The sequence below is a fragment of the Chryseobacterium sediminis genome (assembly GCF_008386505.1).
GTDB classification, from domain to species: Bacteria; Bacteroidota; Bacteroidia; order Flavobacteriales; family Weeksellaceae; genus Chryseobacterium; species Chryseobacterium sediminis.
In genome coordinates this window covers 297,624-312,184 of the sequence record NZ_VUNZ01000004.1, presented here as the reverse complement: position 1 = coordinate 312,184, position 14,561 = coordinate 297,624, and the positions used below count along the sequence as shown (strand labels likewise).

The 14,561-nt window shown below is 37.1% G+C and carries 10 protein-coding genes; 6 read left to right on the top strand and 4 right to left on the bottom strand.

Annotation, left to right across the window (positions count from 1 at the left end; translation table 11 throughout):
• Positions 1-159 precede the first annotated feature (159 nt).
• Positions 160-666: a hypothetical protein gene (locus tag FW780_RS19500; protein WP_149835289.1), complete on the bottom strand. Its 507-nt coding sequence runs from the start codon at positions 664-666 to the stop codon at positions 160-162.
• A gap of 49 nt (positions 667-715) precedes the next feature.
• Positions 716-1,558, bottom strand: coding sequence for an alpha/beta hydrolase family protein (locus tag FW780_RS19495; RefSeq protein ID WP_149835288.1), 843 nt, complete (start codon positions 1,556-1,558; stop codon positions 716-718).
• A 61-nt stretch (positions 1,559-1,619) separates the two neighbouring features.
• Here FW780_RS19495 and FW780_RS19490 point away from each other — a divergent pair, with 61 nt between their 5' ends.
• The 5 genes from FW780_RS19490 to FW780_RS19470 all read left to right on the top strand — a co-directional run bounded on the left by FW780_RS19490 (position 1,620) and on the right by FW780_RS19470 (position 7,126).
• Positions 1,620-2,876 carry a PKD domain-containing protein gene (locus FW780_RS19490; protein ID WP_149835287.1) on the top strand — a complete coding sequence of 419 codons (1,257 nt, stop codon included), beginning with the start codon at positions 1,620-1,622 and terminating at the stop codon, positions 2,874-2,876.
• A gap of 15 nt (positions 2,877-2,891) precedes the next feature.
• A complete protein-coding gene (locus tag FW780_RS19485) occupies positions 2,892-3,665 on the top strand; it encodes a HipA family kinase (protein ID WP_149835286.1) in 774 nt (257 codons plus the stop codon).
• Positions 3,652-4,035: a DUF3037 domain-containing protein gene (locus FW780_RS19480; RefSeq protein ID WP_149835285.1), complete on the top strand. Its 384-nt coding sequence runs from the start codon at positions 3,652-3,654 to the stop codon at positions 4,033-4,035. Before FW780_RS19485 ends, FW780_RS19480 begins: the two co-directional genes overlap by 14 nt.
• 20 nt (positions 4,036-4,055) lie before the next feature.
• The gene (locus tag FW780_RS19475) at positions 4,056-5,090 is read left to right on the top strand and encodes an alpha/beta hydrolase (protein WP_149835284.1); all 1,035 of its coding nucleotides are present in this window, start codon (positions 4,056-4,058) and stop codon (positions 5,088-5,090) included.
• A 194-nt stretch (positions 5,091-5,284) separates the two neighbouring features.
• On the top strand, positions 5,285-7,126 hold the full coding sequence (locus tag FW780_RS19470) for a carbon starvation CstA family protein (RefSeq protein ID WP_174774479.1): 1,842 nt from the start codon (positions 5,285-5,287) through the stop codon (positions 7,124-7,126).
• A gap of 78 nt (positions 7,127-7,204) precedes the next feature.
• On the opposite strand, the gene FW780_RS19465 is transcribed toward FW780_RS19470, so the two are convergent.
• Together FW780_RS19465 and FW780_RS19460 are read right to left on the bottom strand one after the other, a co-directional pair.
• A complete protein-coding gene (locus FW780_RS19465) occupies positions 7,205-9,973 on the bottom strand; it encodes a TonB-dependent receptor plug domain-containing protein (RefSeq protein ID WP_149835283.1) in 2,769 nt (922 codons plus the stop codon).
• Positions 9,974-10,561: 588 nt separating this feature from the next.
• Positions 10,562-12,892 (bottom strand): ATP-dependent helicase, encoded by a 2,331-nt coding sequence (locus FW780_RS19460; RefSeq protein WP_149835282.1) that lies wholly within the window; start codon positions 12,890-12,892, stop codon positions 10,562-10,564.
• A gap of 309 nt (positions 12,893-13,201) precedes the next feature.
• Between FW780_RS19460 and FW780_RS19455 the strand changes: the two genes are divergently transcribed.
• A complete protein-coding gene (locus FW780_RS19455; protein WP_149835281.1) occupies positions 13,202-14,515 on the top strand; it encodes a M16 family metallopeptidase in 1,314 nt (437 codons plus the stop codon).
• Positions 14,516-14,561: the final 46 nt, after the last annotated feature.

Genomic DNA, 14,561 nt, shown 5'->3' with positions numbered 1-14,561 from the left:
AATTTCAGGCTTCTTTTTATTTAGGAAGGAAGTTAGAAGCTGAAAGCTGATAAGGGTTATGAATAACTTTTATCCCAATTAACTTTTTGGAAAATAGTCTTATTTTGATTTCAATAGATATCGAATACCGTTAATAACTCCAAACTTCTTTCTTACCTCTTATTTTGCTTTCAATGTTTCTGAAACCGTTATTTTCCCTTTTTCAGCAAAGTCTGTTACCTTTCCGTTTTTATCAATAGAAACATTCAGATTGTCATTCTTGGCGTCGTAGTAGATATGTGTTGCATATCCCGGACAGTCATGCTGTTTGCATCCTGACAATTTATAAATTCCGTTTTCGGATGTGATAGGAGTTTCTACATCGAAATTCTTTACCATTTCATCATACTGAGTTCCCGCAAGCTTTTTCAGTCTTTCTGTGATGCTTTTATCTTCAAACAATTTGATATCATGCGGATATTTACCCACATTTTTGGTGATAATATTGTCCGGAGCCGGAGCAGAAGGAGGTGGTGATGCTACAGAATCATTTTTTGTAATTACAGAATCTTTAGGCATTACTGTAGCCAAAGTATCTGTACTTACTGAAGATTCTGTTTTTGCTTCTTTTTTACACGAAATAACACATAATGAGAGCGCGAATGCGCCTGCAATCATTTTTTTCATAATTATACTGATATGGTGGTTAATTTATAATAACGTTGTTTTAAACGTTTTATTTCAATTTTTCTTTGATAAAATTAATACATTTTTCGGTTACAGTATTCAGATCTTTGGGTAAATCTGTATCTGTCCAGGGTTCTTTTGCTCCGAAAGTATGGTTGGCATTTTCAATCAAGAAAAGTTCAGAATTCGGATGAAGAATATGAAGATGCTCCGCCTGCTTTACCTCTACTGCGTCATCATCTGTCCCATGAATAATGAGCATATGAGCTTTTGCCATTTCTGTAGCCCGTTCTACATCAAAACGATGAACATTCTGTTCATAATTTTCATAAAACTGATAATAGTGAGGCATTTCCTGTTGGGTACGCCCGTTCAGAGCATAATAAACTCCGTTCTTTTTCCAGTTTTCCAAAGCTTCTTCTTTGGGAAAGCGGTCTAAAGTATCCACACTGGCCAAAGTTATCAGGCCATTGATCCTTTCATCTTCAAAAGTTTTAATAATAGAGATCCCACCTCCCCTGCTGTGGCCTATCAGAACGATCTTTTCATCATCCACACGCGCGTCTTTGCTAAAGTGATCAATCACCACATCAAGGTCAGAAAGCTCTTTGGAATAATTATTATGACCAAAAGCTTCAAGATCTCCAAAGTTATACGGATCATCCGTTGTAGTTCCGTTATGGGAAAAATTAAACTTAACGAAGAAAAAACCTGCTTCCGCAAACTTTTCAGCCATCAGATTCCAGGCTCCCCAATCTTTATACCCTTTATATCCGTGAACAAATATTATCAGAGGAAGTTTTTCTTCAGTGTCTTTATAAAAAACATCAGCAAGAAACCCTTTTGTTTCTTTATTTTCTAAGTATATATTCTTCTCAATAATCAAATTCATAATATAATTGAAATTTATTTAATAATATTTATATTTATAACCTTAATCTAAATTGAAATTTATGAAAAAAACTCTACTATTTTTATTTTTAATTGCTTTTTCTTTTATCCTGAGTCAGACGACCAAAAGAGTGTTCTTTATCGGGAACAGTTATACTTACGTTAATGATTTGCCTAACCTCATCCAAAGTATTGCTGCGTCTAATGGTGATGTACTGGAGCATCACAGCCACACACCGGGAGGGTCCACGCTTCAGGATCACGCCGGCAATCCGGATGTGACTTCAACCATTAACCAGGGAAACTGGGATTATGTCGTATTACAGGAACAAAGCCAACTCCCGTCATTTCCTTATTCTCAGGTTCAAAACGAGGTATATCCTTTTGCTCTTCAACTTTCAAATCTTGTTAAAAATGCAAATGCATGTGGAAATGTAATATTTTATATGACCTGGGGTCGTAAAAATGGAGATGGGACGGTCTGCCCGGGCTGGCCTTCAGTCTGTACATATCAGGGAATGGATGATTTGATCTATGCGCGCTACATGGAAATGGCTATGAATAATGAAGGGATTATCTCTCCCGTAGGTAAGGTCTGGAGAACGATCCGAGAACAGAATCCAGCTATTGAATTGTATGATCAGGACCAATCACATCCTAGTTATATTGGCTCTATGGCTGCAGCATATACATTTTACACCATTATATTTAAAAAAGATCCCACACAGATTCCTTTTAATGGTAACCTTAGCCCGGTACAGGCTCAATTGGTTAAAGATATTGTTAAAACAGAGGTTTATGATCAGTTTAGCAAATGGTATGTAACGAGCGATGATGTTCACAGCAGATTTACCTATCAGATGAACGGAGCAGGAACAGTCCAGTTTACCAATAGCACACAGAATGCGACCAACTATTCATGGAATTTTGGTGACGGAACGACTTCTACCCTGGAAAATCCGACACATACTTACGCTACAGGAGGAAATTACAATGTAAAACTTACAACAGATGCATGTGGAGCTACTACGGCCAAAACGAAGCTGGTTGTTGTAAGCACATTAAATACAGAAGAAACAGCTATTGAAAATCCTATTCAAATTTATCCTAATCCTGCTCAAAATCTTGTTAACATCACTTCTAAAAAGAAAATTGAAATACTTTCACTTACAGACGCATCCGGAAGAATGGTTCATTATCGTTTGAGTAAAACAGATTCAGGATATATTCTACCACTTCAGCATTTGAGCAGCGGAGTTTATTTTTTACAATATAAAGCAGGTGAAAAGGAATTCACTAAAAAGATTATAAAAAAATAACCTTATTTTTGCTTCATGCAGAATTTAAGAACGGTAACCGTGATGCGTTACATTCTGCCATTGAGAGAAGGAGGATCTCTTCCGGCTCTGGCAGAAGCTGATGATGATTTCAAATATGTATTAAAGTTCCGTGGTGCAGGCCATGGAGTAAAAATGCTTATCTCTGAACTTTTGGGTGGAAAGATTACCGAAGCATTAGGGCTAAAAATCCCTGAACTTGTTTTTATCAATGTTGATGCTGATTTCGGAAGAACGGAGGCCGATGAAGAAATACAGGATCTCCTAAAGTTTTCTGAGGGTCTGAATCTTGGTCTGCATTATCTTTCCGGTTCTATCACTTATGATCCGGGAGTAAATGTTGATCCGCTTTTAGCTTCAAAAATAGTATGGCTGGATGCCTTTATTACCAACATTGACCGTACTTTCAGGAATACCAATATGCTGATGTGGAATAAAGAGCTTTGGATCATCGATAATGGTGCTTCGTTTTACTTCCACCATTCATGGCAGAATTTTGATACAGCGGCAAAAACACCTTTCAAATATGTGAAAGACCATGTCCTTCTTCCTAAGGCCAAAATGCTTGACGAAGCGGATCAATTTGCCCATGAAGTACTGAATGATACACTTTTCAGGGAGATTGTCAATAGTATTCCTGAAGACTGGCTACACTGGAATGATGCTGATGAAACGCCTGACGAAATCCGTGAGATCTATTTTCAGTTTATGAAAACCAGATTAGAAAATTCTCAAATCTTTATAAACGAAGCTAAAAATGCAAGAGGATAAAATATATGAATATGCGGTAATACGCTTGGTACCTAAAGTTGAAAGAGAGGAATTTTTCAATATCGGACTGGTCATGTTTTCCAAAAGGGAAAAATTCATCAGGGTAGAATTCTATTTGTGTCCTGATAAATTCAAACTCATGCACAGTAAGCTGGATTATGAAGATATTATCCAGAATCTTGAAAGTTTTCAGAAAATTGCCAATGGCGATAAAGACGGCGGCCCTATTGCACTTCTTGATATTCCTGAGCGTTTTCGCTGGCTGACGGCTGTAAGGAGTGCTGTGGTACAGACTTCCAGACCTCATCCGGGAAAATCCAAAGATCTGAATACTACTTTTGGTAAGCTTTTTGAGGAATTAGTAAAATAACACATCCTTAAAAATTTATTATGAATTCATCGATAAACAACATATCAATCTACAGGTTTTTTACAAACCTGTTTTTTGTTTTATTTTTAAGTATATCAAATTTATTTTTTTCACAAAACTTCTCACAAGCCCCAGTTAAGGCTCCTCCTGTAAAAAGTACTTTATTTCCTGAGATTGCAAAAGTTTCTGAAGATATTGTCTACAAGACCAACAGAAAAGGAAAACCTCTTGCTCTGGACATGTACATTCCTAAAAATACTACTGCTGAAAAACTCCCGGTATTGATCTACGTTCACGGAGGCGGATGGATAGAGGGCGACAAAGTAGTTCATGCAGATAATTATCTTGAAACCACCATCCAAAAACTGATGGCCAAACAATATGCAGTCATCAGTATCAATTATACGCTTTTGAGTGACAGCATCCATTTTCCTTTACCTTTAGAAGATACCAAAGATGCCGTAAGATGGGTTAGAAAGAATGCTGAAAAATATAACCTTGACTCTAACAATATTGGTCTTTTCGGTGCTTCAGCCGGGGCGCACCTTTCCCTGCTGGCAGCCTATACTCCTGATAATACCTATCTGGGAAGTCCGGAACTTTCATCTTATTCTGCAAAAGTAAATTATGTGATTGATCATTATGGTCCGGCTGATCTTAATAAGCTTTTCCACACAAGATTAGGAACAATTCCGGTAGGAATAATAGGATTAATGTCAAAAAAAATTGTTGGTTTACAGGAAAATCTTGTAAAAGGAATTTCCGGATATGACATCAGAAAAGATCAGGACAGAGCCATTGATTATCTGAAGACCTTATCTCCCGTATATTTTGTTTCAGGAGGAGTTCCTACTTTAATTGTTCAGGGAAATAATGATAAAATAGTTCCTTTAAGTCAGTCTAAAAAACTTCATAGAAAATTAAACAGATCTAAAATACAAAACTCTCTGATCATTGTTGATGGCGGAGTACATGGTTTTGGAACAACTGATAAAGCTTATCTGGATAAACTTACTGATGAAATGGTGGAGTTTGTTATTTCACAAAAGAAGTAATATACATTTACTTACCCAATTACAATTTAAATAACTATAAATCAATATAATAAAATATATTCCGACAATAAATTTGCTAGATTGATATACATATTGATATTTTTTCATTGAGAATTAATTACCTTGGCTATTGTTTAAATTATTAACAACAAAAACACCAATCAATTAATTATTTATCAATAAAAATACGCAATATGGAATCTTTAAACAATATCAATGCGCTTACGCTCATATTTGCATCTGTTCTTATTTTTGCAATAGCTTACCGTTTTTATGGTATTTTTATTGCCAATAAAGTTCTCAGGCTTAACGACCAGAATATGACTCCTGCTGTAGAATTTGCGGATGGTAAAGATTATGTCGCTACTAATAAAAATGTACTTTTCGGACATCATTTTGCTGCAATCGCTGCTGCAGGACCATTAGTAGGACCTGTTCTTGCTGCCCAGTTCGGGTATCTTCCGGGTGCATTATGGATTCTTATTGGCTGTGTACTGGGAGGTGGAGTTCATGATATGGTTGTACTCTTTGCTTCTGTAAGGCACAAGGGGCAAAGTCTCGCAACCATTGCTTCTAAAGAAATCGGAAAAGCAACGGGAACTGTAGCAGGTTTTGCAATCTTATTCATCCTGATTCTTACCCTCGCAGGTTTATCACTGGCATGTATCAATGCGATGCATGAGGCCTCCTGGTCACTTTTCACGGTAGTCATTACAATGCCCATTGCCATCATCATGGGACTGATTATGCGCTATAAAAAGAACAGTGTTTTGTTTGCAAGTATCTTAGGCGGTATTCTTTTGATTGCAGGGATCATCGGAGGCCATAGTCTGATGCAGAATCCCACTATGAATAATTTGTTTTCGTGGGATATTAAAACAATTTCTATCGCCATTCCTTTATATGGGTTTATTGCTTCTGTACTACCGGTGTGGCTGCTTTTGGTACCAAGGGATTATCTTTCCACTTATTTAAAGATAGGAACTATTATCATGCTGGCAATTGGGGTCATTGTCATTCACCCTACCATACAGATGCCTGCTATCACAGCTTTCGTTAATGGTGGAGGACCTATCATTGGCGGGCCTGTACTTCCTTTTATTTTTATTGTGATTGCCTGTGGAGCAATTTCCGGTTTTCATGCCGTAATTGCTACGGGAACAACTCCAAAAATGCTTAATAAAGAAAGAGAAATACTTTTTGTAGGATATGGGGCAATGCTTGTGGAAGGTTTTGTAGCATTGATGGCACTTATCGCAGCATGTACACTGATGCCTGGTGATTATTTTGCAATCAACACGCCTAAGGAAGCTTATGATTCGTTTCTTGCAGCACATCCTGCCCTGCATGGTGTAGACATAGATTATTATTCACAGAAAATAGGGATTGATCTTTATGGAAGAACCGGAGGTGCAGTATCTCTGGCTGTAGGAATGGCCCATATCTTTAATAAAATCCCGTATATGGATCAGCTAACCGCGTATTGGTATAATTTCGCCATTATGTTTGAAGCTGTGTTTATTCTTACTGCCATTGATGCAGGAACAAGAGTGGGACGTTTCTTCTTACAGGAAATGCTGGGGTCTGTAGTTCCAAAATTCAATGATAAAAACTGGATTCCGGGAATTATTATCAGCAGTCTTCTTTTCACTTTTGCCTGGGGATATCTGGTATATACTGGAAACGTAAACAGCATCTGGCCTTTATTTGGAATCAGTAATCAATTATTGGCGGCCTGCGGACTTATCGTCTGTACTACAATGCTGATAAGAATGAACAGGGGAAAATATGCTTTATGCTCGGCTGTCCCTGGTGTTTTTATGGCCGGAATTACATTCTGGGCCGGATATATTCAGGTGACCGCTATCTATATTCCAAAAGGACAGTATCTATTGGCAGCATTAGCGGTAACTGCAATGGTTCTTATGCTTATTGTGTTTATAGGGGCTTTCAGAAAATGGTATCAACTGCTTCAGATCAACAAAACAGTGACTGATCATTATGGAGAACCTGTGAAGGAACTTGTGGAAAGATAAAATTCATTTGATCATAAATAAAAAAACAGTTCAGAAATTCTGAACTGTTTTTTTATAAGCACTATCTGTTATTTTTATTTAAAAATTGAAATTAAGTCTCGCAAAAACATATCTTCCGTTCTGTCCAAACTGTGAAGTGGAACGTGAGTAGATAAACTGATCGTTATTGGTAGAAGCAGTAAGGTTTTTCGTTGGATAGATATCAAACAAATTGTTTACTCCTAAAGTCAATCCTACGTTTTTAGTAAACTGGTAAGCAGCAGAAATATCGGTAATGATCTTATCTCCGATCGGCTGATGTTCATTAAAATCTATGATTCCGTCTCCGTTTACATCAATAATATCAGCTCCTGTTACTTTTCCGAAATACGTATTTCTCAGATAAAAAGTAGCATCTTTCCATGAAAGGGTGTGCGAAAGACTGGCTTTCACTCTAGGTACAGCTTCTTCCAGATACACTCTTGATTTTTCAGAAAAATATACTTTCTCAAGTTGCGGCGACTGTAAAAGTCCTGCAGAATGAATATCTCCTACCTGCTTGGTTTTATTTAGATTAATGGCAAAGTTATTATCGAGTTTTATTCCTGAAAATCTTACATTATGTGAAATCACTACATCCAGTCCTTTTGTTTCCGTATCAATCGCGTTGGTAAAGAACTGTGCGGCATTGATTCCTAATTGATCATAAGCTTCCTGTGCTTTCTGAGGAACATTTGCTCTTAAAAACTGGTCAGTAAGAATGATACGGTTATCAATTCTTGTAAAATATCCGTCTGCTGTAAAGCTAAGCCCCGCTGAAGGAATTCTGTAGGTAAATCCTACACTTGCCGATTTTGAAGTTTCCTGCTTTAGTTTTGGCATATCCAGCAGTCCTGCCAACTGGGAATCATTACTGAAAGTTCCTACCTCCAAAAGTTGATTATTCGTAAATAATGTAGACGTTACATTATAATAGATCTGGTGAATAGATGGCGCTCTGAACCCTGTAGAACCGGCAAATCTCACATTGAAATTAGGAGCAACCTTGATTCTTGAAGCTAATTTATAATTGAATGTCGATCCGAAATCAGAATAATTTTCATATCTCGCCGCCGCATCTACCAATAACCAGTTGGTGAAGTTAAATTCTACATCTGCATAAGCTGCCACCGACTGTCTGTTTTTGTCCACAGCATTCTCAGGCTTAAACCCGTTGAATACCTGTGATCCTCCCGGAAGCGCCGCTCCAAAGAAATCAGTAGGTCTTACAGAGTTTCCGTTCCATACATTTCCGGAAGCATCATAAATGGCATATGAAGCTTCTTCGCCCTGAGTAATTTTAAAATTCTCATAACGGTGTTCTGCTCCGAAAGCAACATTAATTCCTTCCCATACATCATATTTTTTAGAGAAATCTAAATTGATGGTATTTTGAGAAAATCTTAAACCTCCTGCATTAAATTCTCTTGGTGAAGCAAAGCGTAAGGAGGTATTTCCGGTGTTTTGAATATTATAGGTGAATGAATTCTGACCGTATGTGTTACTGAAATCAATATTCCAGCCGTCCCATTTTCCTTTGATTCCGGCAGCAAGTGAAATATCCTGGATATCTGTTCCAATCTGTGGAAGGTAACCACTGGGATATAATCCTGTAAAAGTTCTGCTTTCACTTGGTCTTCTGTAAAATCCTCCCGAAGTTCCGTGTCTTAAGCTGTACCCCCCGAAAGTATACACTTTCCAATTGTCACTTACAGGAATTTCAGCATTTACAAAAAGCTGGTGATTATTAAGCTTCGACTGCCCTACCTGCATATTGAAGTCTTTTCTAGACTGCCCTCTGTAAGCCAATTCCTGATCGGTAAAATAATTAAGCTGCTCTCTGGTAAAGTTAGCAGATTTCAAAACATTTTGCAGCGCAGAAATGGTATTCGCTCCCTGAATATCATTTTGTAAACCCTGAGAAAAATAACTTACATTCTGGGCATACTGATGAATGTAATTCACAAGCTGCTGTGAGTTTGGCGTATTACCAATATTCGTAAAAAGGGAAGAAAGATTCACACCGTCATTCAATGCACGTTGTTCAATCGCATTATAAGCATTATAGATAGGACCATTTTCTGTTCCGGCTCTATAAGTTGGATTTCTGAATTGTGAAGACCAGGTAATATTAAAAAAACCTCCTTTAGTCCCAATTTTATTCCCATAGTTCAGATCCAGCTGAATATTCTGTCCGTCAAAATCTCCGGTATGGTCATTAGCTGTTGGCGTTAAATTCCCTCCGTAACTAATCTGTCCTGCCAGTTTCCCTGTATCTCTTTTCAAATCAAGGTTGATTACTCCGGCAATCGCATCAGATCCATATTGTGCTGATGCTCCGTCTCTCAATACTTCTATTCTATTTAATGCAAAAGACGGAATAGCATTCAAATCCGTTCCTACGGTACCTCTTCCCGGTGTTCCATTTACATTCACCAATGCTGAAGTATGTCTTCTTTTCCCATTCACCAAAACCAATACCTGATCCGGCCCCAAACCTCTCAGCTGAGCAGGATCTAAATGGTCTGTTCCATCTGAATTGGTCTGAATGGTAGACGTAAATGAAGGTGCTACCGCATTCAGGATTTGTCCTATATTGGTTTGTGGAAGGATTATTGAAGATTCTTTTACATTGAATACATCTACGGGAACCGGACTGTCTGTTTTAGATCTCGCTCCTGCTCTTGACCCCAATACCACTACTTCTTCTACATTATTGGTCTTTATACTGTCTTTGTTTGTTTTTATGCTGTCTTTTTCCTGTCCGTAAGTAAATACACCAAGGAAAAATAAAACAGAGGCCGAAAGAATAGTTTTCTTATTTTTCATAGTTTAGAATTTGATTAACATTTATGTTTTTACAAGGTGCAAATGTAAAATATATTTATTAGTCTACAAAATCAATAGACTTTGTTTTTATAAAAAATAGTTATCGTTTCTTTCTATTCCCTAATTTAAAGTTATGAAAATTCAAGAAAATTCAAGAACATTCCAGTAAAAACATTGTCTTATAGAATGTTAGATCTAAAACAGAAAACGCTATGATCGCAAAACATTTTGCAGCTTATTATTTTGATGTTCGCAAAGGCACTTCGTTTAGCAGAGAAAAGTTCCTTCGCTGAGTGAAACGTCATTGCGATCGAAAAAAATTAACAGATCGTGATAACCACATTGCGAACTTCGTGTTTAAAATATATTTATCAAAACGCTATGATCGCAAAACATTTTGCAGCTTATTATTTTTGATGTTCGCAAAGGCACTTCGTTTATCAGAGTAATTTATATTTGCTAAGTGGAACGCCTTTGCGAACAAAAAATAATCATATCCAAATGATCACATTGTGGACTTTGTGTTAAAAAAAATAAAAACGGATCCAAAAATTGAATCCGTTCACTTTATATTGTATTGTTCTTAAATTAAATCTTAGTCAGTTTAGCATATTTAAGAATCAGATTTTTCTCTCCTTCATGGATAAAAATAACCTTTGCTTTGATGTTCTGAGGATCTGTTCCATCCAGAAAGCTAACTTCCCCAATTCCAAAACGGTCATGTCTCACTTTATCTCCTACTTCAATATCCTGAGAAGAAGCTCCGCTTGGATTGATAATTTTAGCCGTGCTTACTGGTTTCAGCTTCCTTACTTCCTGAGCAGGTTTTGAAGCATCTCCTCTGTCAATTGACTTTTTCTCAACCTTTTTGAAAGATTTCATTTCAGAAGGATGTTCATCAAAAATATTGGATTTCACCCCTGAATTATTGATAAACCTTTTTTCAAGAGCCGGATTAAGGAATTCAATATATTCATCATCAATTTCACTTAAGAATCTTGAAGGTTCCGCATCCGTAATTTTCCCCCATTGAAAACGGGAAACAGCATATGAGAAGAATACCTGTTTTTCAGCTCTCGTCAATGCTACATAAAATAGTCTTCTCTCTTCCTCAAGATCTTCTCTGGTAGCAGAACTCATAAAACTTGGAAACAGATTTTCTTCTAGCCCAACCAAATGTACTACCGGGAATTCCAGCCCTTTTGAAAGGTGAATAGTCATCAACGAAACCATATCATCTTCCAGGTTTTTATCCTGAGTATCTGCTGAAAGTGCAATATTTTCAAGGAAATTAGAAAGACTCGGATCTCCATCTTCCAGCTGCATCTGTTCTTCAATGAATCCCTGCATAGAGTTCATCAATTCCTGCACGTTTTCTACTCTGGAAATTCCTTCAGGAGTCTGATCATCTTTTAAAAACTTAATCAACCCGCTTCGTTTTGCCACTTCCATAGCAACACTGTAAGCCGTTTCTGTTTTCAGCAATACCTGAAAAGCTTTTATCATAGACCAAAAGTCGTTCAGTTTGTTTAAAACTCCGTTGTTAAGACCTAGCTGCGGTGCATACATCGGAAGATTTTCCAAAACTTTTGAAACCGCAATATTGTGAGAATCTGCAAAAACGATCAGCTTATTCTGAGTTGTTTCTCCAATTCCTCTTGCAGGATAGTTGATAATTCTCATCAATGCTTCTGAGTCATTTTCATTGATCAGAAGTCGCAGATAGCCAATAAGGTCTTTTACTTCTTTTCTTTGGTAGAAAGAAAGTCCTCCATACACTTTATATGGAATATTTTTACGTCTCAGTGCGTCTTCAAAAGCACGTGTCTGAGAGTTTGTTCTGTATAAAATGGCAAAATCGCTGTACTTTCTCTGATCGCGGTTACGCAGTTCCCAGATATTTCCTGCTACGAAATTGGCTTCATCAGCATCAGAAAGAGACCGGTATATTTTGATCTTGTCCCCTTCTTCATTATCACTGAATACATTTTTCTTAAACTGCTGTAAGTTTTTCGAAATCACAACATTGGCAGCATTTACAATATTCTGTGTAGAACGGTAATTTTGTTCCAGAGATACGGTCTTAGCATCGGTATAATCTTTTTTAAAGTTTAAGATATTATAGATGTTAGCGCCACGGAAAGAGTAAATAGATTGTGCATCATCCCCTACCACACAGATATTCTCAAATTTTGAAGCTAAAGCTTTTACAATAAGATACTGAGAGTGGTTGGTATCCTGGTACTCATCTACCATGATATATCGGAATCTGTCCTGATATTTAGCCAATACTTCCGGAAAACGGGTCAATAATTCATTGGTCTTCAACAATAGATCATCAAAATCCATAGATCCGTTTCTGAAACACTGATCAACATATTTCTGATAAATCTGCCCGATGAATTTCATATTCGCTTTTTCATCCGCTTCCATCAGTTCCGGATTATTGAAATAAGCCTTTACCGTAATCAGATTATTCTTATAGGTCGAAATTCTTGCCTGAACTTTTTTAGGCTTATAAAGATCTGCATCGATATTCATATCCTTCAAAACTTTTTTGATCACGTTCAAAGCATCCTGCTGATCGTAAATGGTAAAATTGGAAGGATATCCGAGATAATGAGCCTCAATTCTTAAAATTCTTGCAAAAACAGAGTGAAAAGTTCCCATCCACAAGCTTCTTGCATTGCTGTCTCCTACTACTTTTGCAATACGGTCTTTCATCTCACGAGCGGCCTTATTCGTAAAGGTAAGAGCCAGAATATTGAAAGGATCTATTCCGTTGTGTATTAAATGGGCAATACGCATGGTAAGTACACGCGTTTTCCCGGAACCTGCTCCGGCAAGCACCATCAGAGGCCCTTGTAAAGAGGTAACGGCTTCATATTGTGATTCATTGAGTCCTTTCAAATAGTCCATACAGCAAAAAAATTTTGGGAACACAAAATTAATGTATTCAGAGGAGAATTCAAACTTTCATAGAGAAGTTAGGGATTTGAAGTAATAAGATTGTACTGATAGTATTTGTCAATGGTCAATTTTGCTTCGCAAATTGAATGGTGAATGATTAGCCGCACATTAGAAAACACTTCCGGATTAATTCTTTTTTAATCTCAAATCTCGAAACCCGAAACCCGAAACCCGACTCACATTTACATATAAATTTCTATAAACTTTGTAACATTTAATTCACTTTTCATACTAATTGACAAACAATTTCTAAATTCTATGAAAAAGCGACTTATTTCTGCTGCTGCCGTAGCTTTCTTCGGGCTAATGCTGAATGCACAGCAAATCAAATTCGAAGAATATGACCTTCCCAATGGTCTTCACGTAATTCTTCATCAGGATAATTCAGCGCCGGTTGTAACAACAGGTGTAATGTACCACGTAGGTGCAAAGGATGAAGTAAAAGGCAGAACAGGTTTTGCTCACTTCTTTGAACACCTTCTATTTGAGGGAACTCCTAATATCAAAAGAGGAGACTGGTTCAAGATTGTTTCTTCAAACGGAGGACAGAACAATGCCAACACCACCAATGACAGAACGTATTATTATGAAACATTCCCTTCCAATAACGAACAGCTTGGACTTTGGATGGAAGCTGAAAGAATGCGTCATGCTGTCATCAACCAGGTTGGTGTAGACACACAGAGAGAGGTTGTAAAAGAAGAGAAAAGATTAAGAATGGATAACCAGCCTTATGGAAACCTTTTCACAACAATTCAGAAAAATTTATTTACCAATCACCCGTACAACTGGCCAACAATTGGTTCTATGGAAGATCTGAACTCTGCTAAATTAGAAGAGTTCCAGGCGTTTTACAAAAAGTATTACGTTCCGAATAATGCTACTTTGGTCGTTGCTGGAGACATCAAACCTGAACAGACTAAAAAATGGATCGAAACCTATTATGGAGGAATTCCAAAAGGAACTTTGTATCCAAAAGATTTCCCGAAGGATGCTCCTATCACTCAGGAAAAAGAAGTAACAGCTACAGACCCGAATATTCAGCTTCCTGCTTATGTTTTCGCTTACAGAACTCCGGCCAACAAAGAGAAAGATGCTTATGTTTTAGATATGCTTTCTTCTTATTTAAGTAATGGAAAATCTTCGGTTTTATATAAAAAATTAGTGGATCAGGACAAAAAAGCACTCCAGGTAGCTGCTTTCAATCAGGGTCTTGAAGACTATAGTATTTTCGCATTCTTCGCGATCCCGATGGGACAGACTACAAAACAGGCTTTACAGGCTGACATTGATGCTGAAATCAAAAAACTTCAGACTACGTTAATCTCTGAAGAGGATTATCAAAAACTTCAAAACCAATACGAAAACCAGTTTGTAAATGCCAACTCAAGCATCCAGGGAATTGCGGCTTCATTGGCAACCAACCACGTATTGATGGGTGACACGAATTTGATCAACAAAGAAATCGACATTTACAGATCTATCACAAAACAGGATCTTCAAAATGCTGCTAAAAAGTATCTTAATTCTAACCAAAGAATAATCATTAATTACGTACCTGAGAAAAAGTAATCATTTCAACTTTTAAGGTTACTATATGATTATTAAAAATTAAATT